Source organism: Neolewinella antarctica (assembly GCF_011927835.1).
Taxonomy (GTDB): Bacteria; Bacteroidota; Bacteroidia; order Chitinophagales; family Saprospiraceae; genus Neolewinella; species Neolewinella antarctica.
Genome location: NZ_JAATJH010000001.1, coordinates 120,214 through 138,682 on the forward strand (window position 1 = coordinate 120,214; position 18,469 = coordinate 138,682).

Below are 18,469 nucleotides of genomic sequence, written 5' to 3' on the forward strand. Positions count from 1 at the left end.
GTAATGTTAAGATTATTCATCAACCGCCGATTCAGGAGATCCAACTTCTGGTTGGTCATTCTCTTTGCGGGTGTTGGTTTTTTTGCGCTGACGCGGGTGCAGGGTAAGGGGGGTGGGGAGCAAAATGTTGACGTTAAAGAACCCACGCACGTTGCCAATTTTTTGCAAACAGTTGAGACACAACGCCACGTACCGTACGGTAATCCGCTTTCTGAACATCTCCAACACTTTGACTTCCGCAGTCGGCTCATCTGTTTCTCCGCCACCGTGAATGGCCGGCCGGGTAACTTTATTCTGGACACCGGCGCGCCGCACGTCATGCTCAATCACCGCGGCGCACTCGCCCCGACGACCACCGGCGTTGGTGCGGGTGGCGCCGTGCCACTCACGGAATCCTTCATTGAATCTTTTGTACTTACGGGCCAGGAGCACCGCAAAATGTGGGCGCTGTCGCTCGACCTACGCCCTCTCGAAGCCAGGCTAAACAGGAAGGTCGACGGATTCGTAGGCTACGAACTCCTCCACCGGAGCGAGTTACGAATCGATTACCCGAACCGGACGTTCCAGTTGCGCAACTCCGACCGTCACCCACGGCACGAAGCGCGCAAACCGGACTACATCCTAAACTTCAAATTACAGGGTCACCTACCCGTTATCACCGTACCGACTGCCGGTGGCAAAAAACTTCGCCTCGCGCTCGACACCGGAGCCAGTGCTAACTTGCTGGATGGGCGTCTTGCGGGGAGCACCGTACCCACCGGCACCCAGATGAACGTGCAGGGCCTCGACGGCCGGCCATTTACCACCGACGTGGTTACGCTCTCCGGAACGGACGACGTTGCGGACCTACTGAGTAATTCAAATTTTACCTTACTCGACCTGTCGGAACTCGGGGGGCGTGGAGTGGACGGCCGGGTCGACGGCATCCTCGGATCAACTTTTCTCGCCCGTTTTACCGTGGGCATCGACTACCGCCGCGGCCGCATCTACCTCTGGAAACCGTCAAATTCCGTACCCACATCGCCACCGCTAACGCTCAACTAGTGCCGGTGCCGGCCCGGTTAGTAGCACTCACTCACTAAGGTCCGGTACGGGAGAGCGCACGGTTGGGAAGAGAATACGGCTAGCTTAGGACTTACGGAAGGGCTCCAAGAATTTACGGGAGAACCAGCTATTCGCTTGATGAAATAGCGTCGGAGAACTTCGCGCCGAACCGCTAAATTGCTCTGCACCCGCGACCGCGGCCAATCTTACTTTCTGATCTTACGCAGCATCCGTATTTTACCACAAAGGACACGGAGAACACACAGAAGAGCTACCCTTTGTGACCTCTGTGTACTATGTGGTTAAATATTTTGCGTAAGGTTCAATTGCTAAGTATTTCTCGGTTGCTCACTTTTGTCAGCGCCACCGCGACGTGTTGTGCTTTGAAGCTACCGTAATCGATAAATAAGTAGTAATTAGCTTACGGGGTATTACGCGCGCCACCCCGCCGGGACGTAATTTTGCCCCATGCCCAAAGCGTCCCACCGTTCCGAGACCGTCTCCCTGTCTCCCATCAGAAAATTGATTCCTTACGCCGATGCCGCCAAGGCCGCCGGTCGTCACGTCTATCACCTGAACATCGGGCAGCCCGACATTAAGACGCACCCGACGGCGGTGGCGAAGTTTCGCAGCATCGACTGGGAGATTCTGGAATACAGCCCGAGTAACGGCATTGCTTCGTACCGGGAAAAACTGACCGGCTACTACGCCCGGTATGGCATTGATTTGGCGGTGGAAAACATTATGGTGACGACGGGCGGTTCCGAAGCCATTCTGTTTTTCATGCTCAGTTGTCTGGACCCCGGGGATGAAGTGATCGTCCCGGAGCCGTTCTACGCAAATTATAACGGCTACGCGGACATCACTGGCGTGCGCGTGGTCGCGATTACAGGTGCCATTGAGAATGGCTTCAGCCTCCCCAGCGCGGAAGCATTTGCCGAGAAGATCACGCCCCGTACCAAGGCAATTATGATCACCAGTCCGAACAATCCCACCGGGGTTTGCTACTCAGACGAAGAAATGGAAACCCTCACGGACATCGTGGTGGAGCACGACTTATTACTCTGCGCCGACGAAGTGTACCGGGAGTTCGCCTACGACACCCCCGCGCGCTCTGTGTTGCAAATACCGCGGTTGCACCAACACGCCGTGGTTATGGACTCGGTTTCGAAACGTTACAGCGCGACCGGGGCGAGGGTCGGTGCGCTGGTGTGTCGTAACGCGGAAATTCTCGCGGGGGTAGCCCGCTACGCCAACCTACGTCTGAGCCCGCCGGGGCTCGGTCAGATGCTTTCGGAATGCTTATTGGAAGATGACGCCGGGTACCTGGAGGCAACTAAAGAAGAATACCGGGAACGGCGTGACTTGGTCTACCGGCGGCTGCGGGCCATGCCCGGGGTAAAAACCTACCTGCCGGGTGGCGCTTTTTACTGTTTTACGCGCTTTCCCATCGCGGATAGTGAGCACTTTTGTCAGTGGCTGCTGGAAGAATTTGAGCGTGACGGCGCCACGGTCATGCTCGCTCCCGGGCCCGGTTTTTACGCTACGCCCGGGTTAGGGCACGACGAGTGTCGGATTGCCTACGTGCTCAATCAGCAAGAATTGGAAAAGGCGATGGACTGCCTGGAAGCCGCGCTCCTGGAATACCCCGGACGAACCCTGGACACACCAGCGTGAGAACGGGTTGATTAACTGGTACGCATTCGTCGAATCGCTGTCCCAGTCCGCTAAAAAATGAGCATTTGGTTCGCCGCCGCATCCGCAACTCTTTCCTGCTTGGTTCGGAGAATTCCCGGTTTCTCGTCGTTGGGCAACAGCCGCTTGAGAATCCTTAGCCGGTGCGTGTAGCGGCCTGATTCGTAATTGAAAATGCCAAAATGGTCGACGGCATCTATCCGGACCCGATCGTGAACGTGCAGGATGGTGCTATCCGGAAAAAGAATTCCGACGTGGTCGATCTCACCCTTACGGTTGTCAAAAAATGCGAGGTCGGCGAGTTGCGCTTGCTCCATAAAATCGACGGAGCGGCCTTCCTTGGCCATCGCGGGGGCGGTGCGGGGCAGCCGGAGGCCGATGACCCTGCACACTAACTGCACGAGCGAGGTCGCGTCGACGCCGGTCGGCGTCCTTCCCCGCCGTTGGCCCGGTACGAATAGCCACTTACGGGCGAGGCGCACTAGTAATTCTGCGTCGGTGCGTAGATCCTGCCCGAGGGCGGCCTGGCCGGTATAATTGAAGGGGGTACCACCGTGGTTGAGTCGCAAGCCGTCGAAACCAGTTAACCGCGCGCCGAAAGTGATCGGAATACCCGCCCGCTCGCTCATGATGACGGAGAACAGATCGAGGTTGAAAGCGGGGTCATCGACCTGGGCTAGGTAGGTACGTTCGTCGACCGAAAGCAGCTGATCGGCCCGTACGAAGCCTTCGAAATCATCATCACCGCAGCGCACGCGGCAAAATTGTTTGCCATCCTGTAACACGATCACGGGCTCGCCAAAAAGTATTTGCGACACCAGCTCTCCGTCGACCCGCGGTCTGGCTCGAATGGCGGCGGCAGCGTAGCGACCAATGGCGAAGTGCGTCATGGGGGTAAAGATAACCAGGCGCGGCCACGCCCGACGATCATCCCGAGGGTGGAGGTTGATAACCGTGGACGGCCGGCGATTTGCCGTCGGTTACTGCTCACCGAAACTACTTGGCACCAGCGGCCGCGCCAGTCACTAGTTTAAGTACCGCACGTAGATAATTGTAATATCTTACTCATCCAGAAATTTCATTTATTAAAATTTACTAACTAAGTTTATGGATCATCCTTAGTTGATCCCAAAAGGCGCACTACAGCAACCCGACGAACCGTTCCTCCTTCAATCCGCCGATCTCCGACTTATCTTCGCGGCCCGCAAAGGCAATTCATGAAGTACTATTTTCTCTTGTTTGCAGCATCCCTGATGGGGGCTACCTGCGTGGCCCAGGACCACCATTTCTCTCAGTTTTTTGCCACGCCCCAGGCATTGAACCCCGCGCTGACCGGGCTTTTTCAGGGCCGTTACCGGATTTCACTGGCGAACCGGAATCAGTGGGGGCAAGTGCTGGAAACACCCTTCCGGACGACGGCATTTTCAACCGATTTTCACTACTACGTTAACCCTAAGAAGCGACGCTACCGCGATGCTTTCGGTGCCGGCGTGATGTTTACCAGCGATCGGGTTTCGCAGTTCAATTACAGCGTGAACCAAGTAATGGTCGGGGGCGCCTACCACAAATCGTTGGACCCGCGGAATAACCAGACGTTGAGCCTGGGGTTCCAACTCGGCGTCGTACAACGCAACGTGAGCTACGGCGAACTAACTTTTGAGGACAGTTTCGACGGCACGAGTACGTACGTGGATGGTGCATCTGGTGAAGAACTCGTAGCGAACAACTACGCTTTCGGTGACTACCAAATTGGCCTCAACTATTCTTACGCTCCGCGCAACTCGACTTCGTATTTAATCGGTGCGGCCGTGCACCACGTCGCCGAGCCGGAGCAAAGCTTTTACGCTGAAAGCACGCAGGGGGAAGACATCGAGGTAAAGAACGTACTGGACCGCCGCTACAGCCTGTACGCGAACGTCGGTATCTACGTGTCGCAGGACATAACGATCAGCCCCCGTATTTATGCTTTCGCGCAGGGGCCGCACTCCCTCGTTAATGCGGGGAGTACGGTTCGCTTTCTGATCGATGATTCCAACGGTAGCGCCCTGCACCTGGGGGCTTACCTGCGGGGCGTCGGTAGTGATGCGGGGTTCGGCATCGACAGCGGTATCGCTCAGGTAGGCATCGAGATCGAAAACTTTCTAGTCGGCCTGAGTTACGACGTCTCTAAGAACGGCCTGCAAACTAACCCCCGCCACCGCGGTGCTTTCGAGCTCAGCATTGCCTACCTCGGCCAGGGGGACGACGACGATGCCGTGCCGTGCCCAACTTTCTGAAGCTCATTCTTGTCTTCTGGGAGTACTACTCAGTTACCCAAACATGAAAAATCTCCTTATACTTTGTTGCCTCGCCTGCTCCATATCCCTCTCCGCCCAGGTGGAATGGTTGACCTGGGAAGAGGCCGTCGTACGCAGTGAAAAGGAGCCCAAAAAGATGCTCGTCGATTTGTACACCGACTGGTGTGGCTGGTGCAAAAAGATGGATAAAGACGTATTTGCTAACCCCGCCGTCGCCAGCTATATCAGCGAAAATTTCTACGCCGTGAAGTTCAATGCCGAGCAGCGAGCGGACGTGGTTTACGACGAACACACTTTCAAATTCGACCCCGAGATTGGCCGCCGTGGCGCGCACCAGTTGGCTTATACGCTGCTGGATGGTCGCCTGAGTTTTCCAAGCATCGTTTACCTCGACGAGAGCCGAAACCGTATCACGATCAGCCCCGGTTTTAAGCCCGCCGCTAAATACGTCAACGAGCTCAGTTTCGTGGCGGGTGAGCACTACCGAAATGGCACTTACCAGGCTTATTTATCGAGTCTTGGTAAGTGACCTCGCTTCTCGTTTGTTTCATAAGTAGGGCGCGGCCGCAGGTGCGGGGTAATGCGATCGGCTTCGCCTGCGGGGTGACTTACTCGCACAACCTAACTTGACTCTAGCTGTTTAAATCCTTTAGTTCCGGTAAAATTTTGGACCTTCGCCCAAGTATTGATTCCCTTCTCAATAAATTCTATCCCCCATGGCCCAGTTCCTGTACATGTTCGTCGTGATTTTCGTCGTCTTCGGTGTCTCGTTTATCCTCATCAACTTGCGCCAAGTTGTGACGGGCCAGGAGTTCCGGGGCACTTGCGCGAGTAACAACCCAATGCTGAAAAATAAGGTGGGTGACTGTGACGTCTGCGGCAAGAACGTAGATGAAGATTGCAAGATGCCCGATATGCCTCAAGTTAAGTAGATTACTCGTTTGGTTGCTGCATCCTTTCGAGCACCTCCGCGTCCGATTTACCCAGATTCTCCAGCAGCACTTTTGTGTCCCTGGCGAAAACGTTATCCGGAAACTCGGTGAGGAATTTTGTGTACACTTCCCGCGCCTTGTCAAAGTCCTTTAGATTTTCGTCGTACGTGAACCCCAGCATGAACAGTGCTTCCCCCGCCTTGCTGAACGTAGGGTAATCCCGGTGGACCCGCTCGAAAATCATTGCCGCGCTCCGGTAGTCGTTCAGTGCTTTGTGTACGTCCGCCGATTTGTAGAGCGGCAGGGCGACGAGGGTATCGTTGGGTGCTTTCGCCGCCAACTCCCGCGCGAGTCGTGCGTACTGAAGCCCGGCTTCCCGGTCGACCATACCGGTCGCTTCATCAATAACCAGAATAAAGTTATCGAGCAATAATTGCCGTGCCTCAACGGTAGTTACCTCGCCGTTGAGCCGAGCTTCTATCTCGTCGAAAGCTCCTGCCGTCACCTGCGTGTCCACACCATTTTTATCATCGGTACCAACGGCATCATCGGCGCAAGCCGGGAGAAGCATCGTGAAGAGTACGATCGGAAGAAGTATTATTCTAGCGTGCTTTTTCATGTAGTATTATTTCTGTGGACTACGTCTTCCGAAGACCGCGTAGGATCACCGTCATCAGGTCCTCAACGGAAGTGGAACGGTACAGAATACTTCTGGCGGTTAACAGCTGAACGTAGAACTCACTTCCGCTGAATTGGCTCAAATAGCTCGCGTTGTAGATGGATTGTGTCTGAACCAAGTGCGTGCAGTGGGTGATGACGTAGCACCTCGATTTGGGGTCAAAGGACAGAACGATCGGTTCCTTATCGACGGTGTTGCCAAGGTAAATCAGGTACGGGTAGGGGAAGTAGGAGTCGTTCCAGGCATCGTAAAGTTCTGCTTCGAAGAGTGGATAAATGATCAGGTGCCTCGTGATGTCCTGGGCGGCGAAACGGTCAAGCACTTCGCCCAATTTCAGCTTCTGTATCTCGGTTGGTCCCTGCTGTTCTATTTCCGCTTCCGCGAATGGCTTCCAGTCGCCCGCGTGCAGGTCGTAGTATTCGCTGACCCCCAGTCGCAGTTTATAGTCGAACCGTTGGTACCCCGGCACGACGTACCCTGGGTAATAATACCTGAACCCGCGACGAAGGCAATCCTCGATCTCCAGCAGCATGGTGTAGTAGCCAAGGCTGAAAGACTTCATGACCGGCTGGTAGATGCCCAGAATACTTGCCGCAGAATCCTCCCCGACGTCGTAGTAGGAGTTGGCAACTAATTTACCAGTGAGTTTTTCCCGAACGGTTACTTCCTGCGTATCGAAAACGGTGAACTCCCCGTAATCTTCCAGGCTATCGGCAATGCTGGGGGAGAGCCGACCGTCGAAGTCTTCGGCGTAAACCGTGTACAGTTCCTCGCGCTCTGCGTCGATCTGCCGGGGCCCGTGCGCCACCTCGAAAAGTACGGCGTTACGGCGCAGCAGTTTACGTTGTCGCTTACTGAACCGAAAGGTGTTCAGGTCGAGCCGAATCCAGACCGCGGAAAAAGGCCGCTTGTTAAAAAACAGAAAGTGGGTCGTGAAAATACTACTCCCCATCCGGTACCAGCCCCGGGCCAGGTGCTCGTCCAAGCTGCTGGGGCTCAAAACAAAGGGCGTACTTTTTTCGGCGTAGTTAAAGGACATAGTCTTAGGGGCCGTGAAGATGCGCTAAATAGCGGAATTGAGTGACACAATTCGGCTACATTGCCGCAAGTCTTCTTCGTCGTTACTCGCAATAACGGTCAGGCGCCCCCGCTTGGCCTCGGATAATCGGTCCTGAAACCAAGCTCGCGCCTGAGCGTCGAGGGTTACGGTGGGTTCGTCCAGCACGAGCAGGGGCGTGTCCGCAAACAAAGCCGTCCCCAGCAGAACGCGCTGTCGCATGCCGCTGGAACAATCCATTAGCGGGCGGTTCCGTGCGTTCTCTAGTTCCAGGGCGACCGGGATGTCCTCGACCGACAATCCCTCCCTCAGCGGTTTGAGGCCGAAATGGAACCCGAGCATTTCGGCAATGGTCAACTCTTCGATTACTTCCGTGTAGGGACCCGTCCAGCTGACGTGTCGGTACCGATTCTCCAGCGCGAGGTTCCGCCCCGCGAGTTGCCAGGCTACGCTACCGCGGCTCGGCGTCAATTGCCCGCAGATCATCCGCAGCAGCGTAGACTTTCCCGAACCATTTCTACCCTTGATGCCGATGACTTCACCACTACCGAATTGCTCGCTAAAGTCCTGGATCACCCACTGGCGGCCGAAACGCTTACTTAAGCGGTCCATCTTGACGGTAAGGCTGGGGGGCATGACTTCGGCTTTTTGTTCGTCCGGAGAATACCGGGAGGGTGCGTACTGGCGACACCGCTAGGTAGCGGCATTAACTCGGTTTTCGGTTACTGTCCTCGCCCCGAGTACGGGTTTACCTTGGGGTCTTTGCAAGGACATCACAACTCTATCCCACCACGAGCTCAACCAATTTGGCCCAGTGAGAACAACGATATCTTCTTCCACCGAAAGAATTAGTCGTTTAAGCTGTTAAAGCTCCGAATGATGCCCGTTTTCTCCGTCTCGGCAATAAACTTAATGACGTCGTCCCGCTCGTTACAGACCGGCACGGACGCCTCGATCTCGGTGATTGCGTTCGTCAGGTTCAGCCCCCGCACGAAGAGGATGCGGTAGATCTCGTGGATTCGGTTGATTTGGTCGATGGCAAAATTTCTCCTTTGCAGGCCGATCCGATTTACGCCGATGTAACTCAGCGGCTCCCGCGCCGCGCGGATGTACGGGGGGACGCTCTTACGGACCAAGCTACCACCGGCGATAAAGCTGTGCTGACCGATCCGCACGAACTGCTGCACGCCCACCTGACCTTCGATGATGACAAAATCTTCCAGCACGACGTGGCCCGCCAGGTTGACGTTGTTCGCGATGACGATGTTGTCGCCGAGGATGCAATCGTGCGCTACGTGTGCGTAGGCCATCAGGAGGCAATTCTTACCGACGATCGTCTCGCCGGCGGCGGCGGTGCCACGGTTGACGGTTACGCACTCCCGGATGGTCGTGTTGTCGCCGATCTGGGTGGTCGTGTACTCACCCGCGTACTTCAAATCCTGCGGTACGCCGCCAACTACGGCGCCGGGAAAAATGCGGACGTTCTTACCGAGCCGGGTGCCAGCGTAGATGGTAACGTTCGGGCCGAGGTGGCAACCTTCCCCGATGACGACATCGTCTTCAACGTAGGAGAAGGGGCCAATTTCGACGCCCGCGCCGATGGTTGCGTTGGGGTGAACGACGCTGAGGGAGTGTGTGGACATGATTAAGGGCGCTTTACAATTTGGGCGACTAACTCGGCTTCGGATACGATCGTGTTGCCGACGTAGGCAGTCCCCCGGACTTGGCAAATGCCCCGGCGGATGGGTGCGATGAGTTCCACTTTAAAGAGGACGGTATCCCCCGGAACCACGAAACTTTTAAATTTCGCACTTTCAATTTTTAGGAAGTAGGTATCCCATCCGTACGGGTCGTCCTGCATGTTGAGTACCAGCAAGCCGCCCGTCTGCGCCATGGCCTCGATTTGGAGCACGCCGGGCATAACGGGGTTACCGGGAAAGTGGCCCTGGAAAAATTCTTCGTTCCCGGTCATGTTTTTCAGGCCGACAATCGTATTGCCTTCCATCTCGATGATCTTATCGATGAGCAGGAAGGGATACCGGTGGGGCATGATCGCCTGAATCTGCTGCAAATTGAATACCGGCTTATCGTTGGGGTTGTACCGGGGGCGGCCCTTGAGGCGGCGCTGGTCCATGTAGGCCCGCTTGAGGAGTTTGGTAAACCCTACGTTCGCTCCGTGGCCTGGTTTGGTAGCCAAGATGCGCCCGCGAATGGGGACGCCCAGCAGGGAGATGTCCCCCATCACGTCCAGCAGCTTGTGGCGGGCGGGCTCGTTGTGGAATTTGAGCTGCAGGGTATTCAGGATGCCCATCTGAGTAACCGCCACGGTCTCTTTACCCATGCGCCGGGCCAACTTATCGAGGCGTTCCTGGGGGACGAGCTGGTCGGCAATCACGATGGCGTTCGTAAGCTCACCGCCCTTAATCAGGTCGTGCTCGAAGAGGGCCTCTAGCTCGTGGAGAAACACAAAGGTGCGGCACGGGGCGATCTCCGTTGCGTAGTCTTCGTAACCCCGTAGCGTAGCGTACTGCTGGCCGAGGGTGGGGGAGTCAAAGTCGATCATGGAAACAACCTCGAAACCATCGTAGGGGAGGGCAACGATCTCCACGCCGGTTTCCTCGTCCCGGTAGGTAATGGGTTCTTCAACGACGAAGTATTCGCGTTCCACGTCCTGCTCCTCGTAACCGGCGGCCTGTAGTGGCTCGAGAAAAGGCAGCGCGCTACCGTCCAGGATGGGAATTTCTACTCCGTCTAATTCGATGAGCAGATTATCGATCTGCAAACCGGAAACGGCACTCAGCAGGTGCTCGACGGTGGAGACCGTCACTTCACCGGAACCCAGGGTCGTGGACCGGTCGGTACTCGTAACCCGGTTGACGTCGGCGGGGATGACGGGGGCATCCTCCAGGTCGACCCGCTGGAACTTGATGCCGTGGTCGGCGGGGGCGGGCTTAAAAGTAAGCTTGACTTCGGCCCCCGTGTGCAGGCCGGGGCCCTTCAGGGAAAACGAATTGGCAATGGTCCGTTGGTTGATCATGGATGGTCGTCAGCGGTGAGTGGATGGAACCGTCCGGGAGTGATGATTCGGTAAAAACGTCAGCCCGGGGCGGCAAAGATAGTTTTTCTCGTGTATGAGGGGAGTGAGGGGTTCTAAATCTTAAAATCTTGTACTTCGCGCGGAGGGCATTTTGCTCCACCGTGTTTCCCCCGCACCTGCGCCCGCGCACCTCAATGCAACGGCTGTTCCGAGCGAAGCAATACTACCGTCAGACTAGTCTTCGCGGTTACTTTCCGTTTCTAGCTTCCGCAGCCGATTACGAATCTCCAGGACGATTTCCGGTAACATTTTGTACAGCGCCGCGCTGCGTTTGAATCCGGACCACGGCATGAAGGGCGTACCGGCAACTTCCCGGCCCGGTTCCCTGATGTGGTGGGTAATACCCGTCTGCGCTTGTGCCTTCGTTCCATCAGCGATAACCTTGTGGCCCGCGATGCCGACCTGCCCGCCGATCATACAGTTGCTGCCCAGTTTTGTCGACCCCGCGATGCCGGTCAGCGCCGCGATGACGGTATCCTCCCCGATTTCTACGTTGTGGGCGATTTGAATTAGGTTGTCCAATTTTACGCCGCGGCGGATGATTGTCGACCCAATGGAGGCACGGTCGACACAAGTGTTCGCCCCTATTTCCACGTCCGACTCCACCACGACGTTGCCCACCTGCGGGATCTTGTTGAAGCGCCCGGTCGCGGGGTCGGGCGCAAAGCCGAACCCATCCGCGCCGATGACGACGTTGGGGTGTAACACGCAGTTGTCCCCCAGTACGCACCCCTTCATCAGTTTCACCCCGGGGTGCAAAACACAATTCTCGCCAATAATGGTGTTCTCCCCGACGTAAACCTGGGCGTGAATGACCGTGCCGCTACCCACCGAGGCACCCGCCTCGACGATGCTTAGTTTCCCCACCGCAACGTGCTCGGACAACCGGGCCGTCCCGTCGACGATGGCGTGTTCCGACACCCCGGTAGCGACCGTAGCGACCGCCGAAGTTTGAAAATGCGCCAACAGTTGGCTTACCGTCAGATAAACGTTCTCGACGCGTAGCAGGGTAGCGTCCACCCGTTGTTTTGCCACGAAATCTTGCTGCACCAGGACCGCCGAGGCGCCCGTGTCGTACAGGTGCTTCTCGTACGCGGGGTTACCCAAAAAGGTAATGGTGCCGGGCTTACCGGCTTCGATCTGGGACGGGCCGGTAATGGTGACCGCCGGGTCGCCTTCTACGGTGGCGCCGATCAGCTTGGCGAGTTCGGCTACGGTGATGTTCATATGGGCGGGGTCGGTTAGATGATCTCGGGTAATTCGTCAGCCGGCGGGGGCGTCAGGTGTTGTTCGACGACGCGTGCCTGGGTGGCGCGCATGTGCTTGAAGGTGGCGAGGACTTCAGCTTTAAATTGCTCGTCGACTATGCGGGCGATATCACCCAGATTCTTCAGCTCCGGCGCGTGGCGGAAGCGGTACTGTTGCGTTTGCCCCAGTAGCTCGAACTGGACGGGGAAGCGACCGTCGTTAGAAAAAACGGTGATCTGCATTTCCGGGTGGGGAAGGCGGCCGATGATGCGCATGGGGGCGTGTTTTGCGTTGCGGTAGGGTTAATGATTGCCGGTGGGTAAAGGGCAACGACTAGGGTTCACGGAGGACGACGTCCAGGGTACTGGGAAAACTGACGTAGCGGCCCGCAAAGGAGCCATCCATCATTTTTTGGTGCCCTAGCTGAAATTTCTCTTGGTAAACGTTGAACGAGGGGCGGGAGGCAAAACGCAACAGGAGGCAGTAGGTAAGCCCGTCCAATTCATCGACCCCCAGCAAGCGCGTGAGGTCATAACCTTCCACGGCTCCGCTTTCCATAATAACGGGCAGGAAATCCCGCTCCGCGAATTTGAGCCACTGGCCGTGAACGGCGCGGTCGATCTTGTAAGTAACGTTGTAAATCAGCAAACGGAAAGGGGTTTTGCCGGCAAGGTAGCCCGTTTTGGGAGCTTGACAAAAAGCAAAGGCGATTCGGACCTACGCGGATCGAGCGCGGTGCTTTACTTTGTGGGCATGAAAGCTATTTTTCCCTCCTCTTCTCCGGTGCGCCTGTTCTCACTTCTATTCCCCTTGCTGTTGCTCCTATTCGCGGGCGACCGTTGTACACCGCCCCTACGACCATCCGGTGCCAGCACGGACGAGCAGTCGGTCTACGTCGGGACTTACACCAGAAAAGAAGGCCACGTCGATGGCAAAGCGGCGGGGATCTACCGGGCGGTATTCAACACGGAAACCGGTGCGATCAAGCCCTACGAGCTCGTCGCCGACATCACGAATCCCAGCTACCTTAAGTATGATGCGACCACCCGTCGACTCTACGCCGTCAGTGAATTGCGGCGGGAAGGGGAACCGACCGGCTATTTGCACGTCCTCGACGAGCGGCGGGGCGAACTGCGTGAAGTAGCGAAGTTGCCCACCGATGGTCAGGCGCCCTGCCACATCGCCCACTCGGGGCCGAGCCAGTTCATCGTCGTCACGAATTATGTGGGCGGCGTAGCCAAACTTTACCAGAATACGGCCGACGGCGTGGTGGCGGTGGACAAGTTTACCGTCCCGGAAAGCGCCAAGAACGGCCGGGCTTCCTGGTTGCATTCGTCGCAATTTTCTCCGGACACCAAAATACTGGCCATCGCGGACAAGGGGCTGAGCAAGGTTTGGTTGTTTACCCTCGACGTTGCGAACCGGAAGCTGGTTCCCCACCCACAGGTAGCCGTCGACCTGGCCGAGGGTGCCGGTAGCCGCCACCTGGTGTGGTCGCGCGACGGCGGGCGGCTCTACGTCATCAACGAGTTGGACAACACCATCAACTTACTGACCTACGACCGCCCGCAGGATCGCTTCTCGGTGGACCAGACGATCAGCACGCTGCCTTCCGGGGTCACGGAAAGAAGCATCACGGCGGATATTCACCTTCACCCCAACGGTCGGTTTTTGTACGGCTCGAACCGGGGCCACAACAGCATCGCGGTGTACGCCGTAGTGGAGGGCACGGGTGAGTTGACCAGTCTGGGTTTTGAACCGACGCGTGGAGCGTACCCCCGTAATTTTACCGTGGCACCAAACGGGAAGTTCCTTTTCGTGGCCAACCAGAATACGTCGAACGTAACTTCGTACGGTATCGACCCTGACTCCGGTAAACTCACCTTCACGGGTCTCGATTATAGCATCCCCACGCCGGTTTGCTTGGAATTTACCGAGTAGGCGATTGTTCCCAAACGGCACGTCCGTCGTTCACTTCCACCCAGTAACCGTCGAGGTCTTTGAAGTAAACCTGGCTGACGCCATCGCCTCGCTTATTTGCTTCCATCGGCACGCCTTGCCAGCTGTAGAATTGCAGGTTGATGTCGCGGAGGTGCTGGACGAACGCCGTAAATTCTAGTACGCTGACCGACAGGTGCACGCCTTTCTGCGTTCGTACTTCACTGCGGTCGGCTTCAATGACGTGGAGGCTCATTCCGTTGCCGAGGCTCAGCCAGCGAATATTGTCCTTGCCGGTGCCGTCCTGAATTTCCTCCAGATCGAGCACGCGCTGGTAGAAGCGGACGGCCTCGTCAACGTCGTCCACGTTAATCGCGTAGTGGTCGAAACTGGCCAGGTAGCGGCCGTTCGCCGCCCCGAAGGCCGCGGGCTTGGGGCTACAGCCAAACAGGATGCAGAGTATGAGTAGCGGAAGGATCAATCTGTGCATTCGGTTGAATATACTTGGCACCCGCGACCGCGCAACAGCTAAAATAGGGGCGCGGTCGCCGGTGCAGTGAAGGTGGGAATGGAGCAAGGTAGGGGGAATTATACCGCCACCCGAGTACTTGCGTTGACGGCAGGCGGCGCGCGCAAGGCGAACCTTGCCCGAACACGCGAGGTTATACCCCAACATTGACCTACTCTACCTTGAACTACTCCTTACCGAAGTTGCGGCTTTTCCCTTTAGCCATTCTTACTCTCTTCCTGTCACAATGCGCCAACTACCAACAGTACGTTGACGATCAGGACGGTCTGGTCGAAGTTGAAACGCCTACCGGGTCGATCGACTATTCCACCTTTATGGTTGGTGACCTCGGCTACGATTACGAACGCGGCCTGACTACGCTCGATGCCATGGTGCGCGCCATGCCCGGCGGCAAGAAAAAGAGCTCTCTGCTGCTGCTTGGCGACATTACCGGAAAGAATGGACTAGCCAAGAACGGTGGTGACGAAGAGGCGCACCTGCGGGCCATCGGTACGCTGCTCGGCAAAGTGCCCGGTAAAGTGTACTATACCCCCGGCGAAAACGAACTCGGCCGCAATAGTGACTTCAGCCGCCTCGACCGCCTGGAAGATTTCTTTGACGACAACATCGACAAGAAAGTCAAATTTATGCCCAACAACGCTTGCTCGGGCCCGGACGACGAGCAACTGCACAAGAATGTCGGCCTCATTGGCTTCAACACCGCCTGGTACCTAGCTGACTGGTCGCGCGACGACGAAGTGAGCGAGGGCTGCGATTTCACCGAACGTGACGCAGCTACCCTGGCGCTCGCCGACGAGATTAAGGGTTACCGCGACCAGGTCAAGATCGTCATGATGCACCACACCCTGCAGAGTAATGGTAACCGTGGTGGAAAATACAGCACTAAACAACACCTCTTTCCACTAGCCGACATCATCCCCGGCGCGTACATTCCGTTACCCATCATCGGGTCCGTCATCCGGGCCGTCCAGTCCGTATCCGGCGGCCAGAACGACGTCAATAGCCTGCTCTACCGGCAAATGATCAGCAAAATAAAAGCCGGCATCGACGATGAGGTCAACGTCATTTTCGTGACCGGCCACGAGCACGATATGTTTTTGGCCCACGAGGGGGAATACGTGAAGATCAATGCTGGCTCCGGTAGTGTCTACGGACCCTCCACGGGCGGGAACGACGCCAACTTTGCTTACGGTGCCGTGGGCTACAGCCGTCTCGATTTTTACGATAGCGGTGAAGTATTTGTCGGATTCTATGAAGTTGATAAAGAAGGTGTTGAAAGCCGGGTTTTCTACCGGCGCATAATTGAAAATCGCAACACCCAGCAAGATAATGACATCAAAGAAGTACCCACCGAAGTAATTAGTGAGCGGGTGGTCAAAACGAGCGTTTACGGAACGGATGCCGAAGAAAAGTCGGCTTTCGGCAAGAGAATTTTGGGCCGTCACTACCGACCGCTCTACTTTCAGGACATCGAGGTCCCCGTGCTGATGATCGATACGGTGTACGGAGGCCTGAGGCCCTACCGCCGTGGTGGTGGGATGACCACGATGAGTCTGCACACCGAAGGAGCTGACGGTCATCTTTACCAACTGCGGAGCGTGCGGAAGAACCCCGCTCAGTTGCTCCCGAGCATGGTCGAAAAGACTTTTGCGGCGGATATCGTCAAAGACCAGTTCACCGCCATCCACCCTTATGCCCCGCTGACGCTGCCCCCCATGCAGCAAGCATTAGGCCTCTACGGCGCGGATCCGTACCTCTTCTATATTCCCAAGCAACCGGCACTGGGTGACTTTAACACCAATTTCGGTGGTGAAATGTACTGGGTCGAGCAAAGACCCGACGAGGACTGGAGCGGGACCCGGTTCTTCGGGGGCAGCAAAGACATTATTTCTAATTCCAAGATGCGGGAATTAATGGCCGACAGTTGGAAAAACTACCCGGACCAGGAAAACTACGCCCGCGCCCGGCTATTCGATCTGTTTATCGGCGATTGGGACCGCCACCGCGACCAGTGGCGGTGGGCTTCCTTCCCCGAAGAAGACGGCAGAACCCGCTACGTAGCCGTTGGCCGTGACCGGGACCAAGTCTACGGCAACTACGATGGTCTGTTGTTGGGGCTGGCTCGCGTGTTCGTACCCGAGGCCCGCAAGGTTCGGCCCTTCACGGGTGAACTCGATAAAGCCCGCTGGCGCGGTATGAACGGTAAATGGAACGATCGGGTATTCCTGAACCAGATTACTAGGGAGCAGATGATTGCGGAAGCCAAGTTTATTCAAAATACACTCACGGATGAGATAATCGACGAGGCGATGGCAAAGTTTCCGGAAGAAGTCATGGCGTTTTCTTTGGAACGCGAGGAGATTGGCATCAAGCTTAAGTCGCGGCTTAAGCAGCTCGACCGATTTGCGGAAGAATACTACTACACGCTTGCGGAGAGTGTAAATATTCTGGCAACCGACCAGGATGACGTCATAAAAGCCGTTGGCCTCGAAAACGGGGACCTCACCGTGCAGGTGTTCGACGCTGATAAGGAGGGAAAGGCCGACGAGATGTACTTCAGCCGCACTTTCCATAAAGAAGAAACTAAGGACGTAGTTATCTACGGCCTCGATGGCGACGACCACTTTGAAATATCGGGGGCTGAATCGCCGATACGACTACGCTTGACGGGAGGAACGGACGGGGATGAAGTCATCGCCTCCGGTGACCTGAAGGCTCGCGTTTACGACGAGAAAAAAGGCATGGACGTCACGGGTACAACCGGCAATCTCATGGATCGCAGAAGTGATAACCACCCCGAGCTCAACCAATTCAACTTCACGGAATACTACCCTAATTACACGGTTCCGATTCCCGCGCTGGGTTTCAACGTTGATGATGGGTTCTTCTTAGGTGCCGGGTTTACCACGACGATCCAGGGCCATAAGCCCGACCCCTACCGCGCGCGCTACGGCCTCCTGGCTAAATACAGTTCGAACGAATTTTTTACGGTCAACGGAGATCTTGAACTCAATGGCATTTTTGGCCGTCGCAACGACCTGGTCGTAGCCGGTCACTTCTTCAGCGATGGGTACGTTGCCAACTACTTCGGCCTGGGTAACAGGAGCACCGGAGCGCCCGATGAAGGCGTACCCATCCTACTACCCGGTGATGAGGAATTAACCCTGGAGGACGATCAGATTTTAGACTACAACCGTGCGCGCCGCCGGGAAATCAATATCTCACCGATGCTGCGTCTGCGGGGTAAACGTAACCGCGTGCAGTTCTCAATTGGCCCGTTCTTTGAAAGTTATGACTTGAGTGATGACATTGACGATTTCGCGCTCATCACGCTGGACCGAGCTTCCGGTAAAATTCCGGATAGGGTCTTCGATGAGCAGAACTTCGGTGGTCTCCAGGCCTCTTTCAGCTCAAATAATGTCGCGATTCCGCTACTGGCGGACAACGGCATCCGCTACGACATCTACGCCAAACAGTCTTTCAATCTGGATGATTCCGACCTGACCAACACCAAGATCGGCGGTAATTTTACCCTGTACAAGATGCTTAAGAAGGCGATCAACATTTCTACGCGAATTGGCATCGAGCACAACGAAGGGTCCCCGGAATTCTACCAGCTCGCCGTGCTCGGTGGCCGGACGAATTACCGTGCCGCGCGTGCGGAGCGCTACCGGGGGAACACTGCTTTCTACCAAAATATTGATCTACGTTTCATGGGCTTCAGCTTCGGGAAGAGTAAGGAAGAAGTCAGTACGGTCGGTGGCTTTATTCTTGGGCTGGACTACGGTAGGGTATGGTTGGACGGGGAGGCAAATAATGGCGTGTGGCACGTTGGCTACGGTGGCGGCGTCTGGATGGCCCCGCTGGGAGCCAGTATCTTTAGCTTAACGTACTTTAGGGACAGCGACGACGCGCGGATCGCTTTCGCGGCCGGCTGGCCATTTTAATATTGA

Annotated in this window: 17 protein-coding genes; 7 read left to right on the forward strand and 10 right to left on the reverse strand. The window is 56.2% G+C overall.

The window, feature by feature from the left end:
• Positions 1–3 precede the first annotated feature (3 nt).
• Both GGR27_RS00505 and GGR27_RS00510 read left to right on the forward strand, forming a co-directional pair.
• Complete coding sequence (locus GGR27_RS00505; protein WP_168035442.1) at positions 4–1,044, forward strand: pepsin/retropepsin-like aspartic protease family protein; 1,041 nt, start codon at positions 4–6, stop codon at positions 1,042–1,044.
• Positions 1,045–1,512: 468 nt separating this feature from the next.
• Positions 1,513–2,721 carry a pyridoxal phosphate-dependent aminotransferase gene (locus GGR27_RS00510; RefSeq protein ID WP_168035443.1) on the forward strand — a complete coding sequence of 403 codons (1,209 nt, stop codon included), beginning with the start codon at positions 1,513–1,515 and terminating at the stop codon, positions 2,719–2,721.
• 50 nt (positions 2,722–2,771) lie between these two features.
• On the opposite strand, the gene GGR27_RS00515 is transcribed toward GGR27_RS00510, so the two are convergent.
• Positions 2,772–3,629 carry a C40 family peptidase gene (locus GGR27_RS00515; RefSeq protein ID WP_168035444.1) on the reverse strand — a complete coding sequence of 286 codons (858 nt, stop codon included), beginning with the start codon at positions 3,627–3,629 and terminating at the stop codon, positions 2,772–2,774.
• Between the two features lie 327 nt (positions 3,630–3,956).
• Between GGR27_RS00515 and GGR27_RS00520 the strand changes: the two genes are divergently transcribed.
• The 3 genes from GGR27_RS00520 (at position 3,957) to GGR27_RS00530 (ending at position 5,968) form a co-directional block, all read left to right on the forward strand.
• Positions 3,957–5,015, forward strand: coding sequence for a PorP/SprF family type IX secretion system membrane protein (locus GGR27_RS00520; protein ID WP_168035445.1), 1,059 nt, complete (start codon positions 3,957–3,959; stop codon positions 5,013–5,015).
• A 43-nt stretch (positions 5,016–5,058) separates the two neighbouring features.
• Positions 5,059–5,565 carry a thioredoxin family protein gene (locus tag GGR27_RS00525; RefSeq protein ID WP_245184350.1) on the forward strand — a complete coding sequence of 169 codons (507 nt, stop codon included), beginning with the start codon at positions 5,059–5,061 and terminating at the stop codon, positions 5,563–5,565.
• A 187-nt stretch (positions 5,566–5,752) separates the two neighbouring features.
• Positions 5,753–5,968, forward strand: coding sequence for a hypothetical protein (locus tag GGR27_RS00530; protein WP_168035446.1), 216 nt, complete (start codon positions 5,753–5,755; stop codon positions 5,966–5,968).
• A 1-nt stretch (position 5,969) separates the two neighbouring features.
• Here GGR27_RS00530 and GGR27_RS00535 read toward each other — a convergent pair whose 3' ends face one another.
• From GGR27_RS00535 to GGR27_RS00570, 8 genes are all read right to left on the reverse strand, one after another.
• Positions 5,970–6,587, reverse strand: a complete 618-nt coding sequence (locus GGR27_RS00535) for a tetratricopeptide repeat protein (protein ID WP_168035447.1) — start codon at positions 6,585–6,587, stop codon at positions 5,970–5,972.
• 19 nt (positions 6,588–6,606) lie between these two features.
• On the reverse strand, positions 6,607–7,686 hold the full coding sequence (locus GGR27_RS00540) for an arginine-tRNA-protein transferase (protein WP_168035448.1): 1,080 nt from the start codon (positions 7,684–7,686) through the stop codon (positions 6,607–6,609).
• 24 nt (positions 7,687–7,710) lie between these two features.
• A complete protein-coding gene (locus GGR27_RS00545) occupies positions 7,711–8,340 on the reverse strand; it encodes an ABC transporter ATP-binding protein (protein ID WP_168035449.1) in 630 nt (209 codons plus the stop codon).
• A 212-nt stretch (positions 8,341–8,552) separates the two neighbouring features.
• Positions 8,553–9,347: an acyl-ACP--UDP-N-acetylglucosamine O-acyltransferase gene (gene lpxA / locus GGR27_RS00550; RefSeq protein ID WP_168035450.1), complete on the reverse strand. Its 795-nt coding sequence runs from the start codon at positions 9,345–9,347 to the stop codon at positions 8,553–8,555.
• Between the two features lie 2 nt (positions 9,348–9,349).
• A complete protein-coding gene (locus GGR27_RS00555) occupies positions 9,350–10,741 on the reverse strand; it encodes a bifunctional UDP-3-O-[3-hydroxymyristoyl] N-acetylglucosamine deacetylase/3-hydroxyacyl-ACP dehydratase (protein WP_168035451.1) in 1,392 nt (463 codons plus the stop codon).
• Between the two features lie 234 nt (positions 10,742–10,975).
• Positions 10,976–12,028 carry a UDP-3-O-(3-hydroxymyristoyl)glucosamine N-acyltransferase gene (gene lpxD / locus GGR27_RS00560; protein ID WP_168035452.1) on the reverse strand — a complete coding sequence of 351 codons (1,053 nt, stop codon included), beginning with the start codon at positions 12,026–12,028 and terminating at the stop codon, positions 10,976–10,978.
• A gap of 14 nt (positions 12,029–12,042) precedes the next feature.
• Positions 12,043–12,324: a hypothetical protein gene (locus GGR27_RS00565; RefSeq protein WP_168035453.1), complete on the reverse strand. Its 282-nt coding sequence runs from the start codon at positions 12,322–12,324 to the stop codon at positions 12,043–12,045.
• A gap of 58 nt (positions 12,325–12,382) precedes the next feature.
• A complete protein-coding gene (locus GGR27_RS00570) occupies positions 12,383–12,697 on the reverse strand; it encodes a DUF4286 family protein (RefSeq protein WP_168035454.1) in 315 nt (104 codons plus the stop codon).
• Between the two features lie 105 nt (positions 12,698–12,802).
• Between GGR27_RS00570 and GGR27_RS00575 the strand changes: the two genes are divergently transcribed.
• Positions 12,803–13,990 carry a lactonase family protein gene (locus GGR27_RS00575; RefSeq protein ID WP_168035455.1) on the forward strand — a complete coding sequence of 396 codons (1,188 nt, stop codon included), beginning with the start codon at positions 12,803–12,805 and terminating at the stop codon, positions 13,988–13,990.
• Here GGR27_RS00575 and GGR27_RS00580 read toward each other — a convergent pair.
• Positions 13,980–14,477 (reverse strand): VOC family protein, encoded by a 498-nt coding sequence (locus GGR27_RS00580; RefSeq protein ID WP_168035456.1) that lies wholly within the window; start codon positions 14,475–14,477, stop codon positions 13,980–13,982. The genes GGR27_RS00575 and GGR27_RS00580 overlap by 11 nt on opposite strands.
• Before the next feature lie 200 nt (positions 14,478–14,677).
• Between GGR27_RS00580 and GGR27_RS00585 the strand changes: the two genes are divergently transcribed.
• On the forward strand, positions 14,678–18,463 hold the full coding sequence (locus tag GGR27_RS00585) for an outer membrane protein assembly factor (RefSeq protein ID WP_168035457.1): 3,786 nt from the start codon (positions 14,678–14,680) through the stop codon (positions 18,461–18,463).
• The last annotated feature ends 6 nt before the right edge of the window (positions 18,464–18,469 follow it).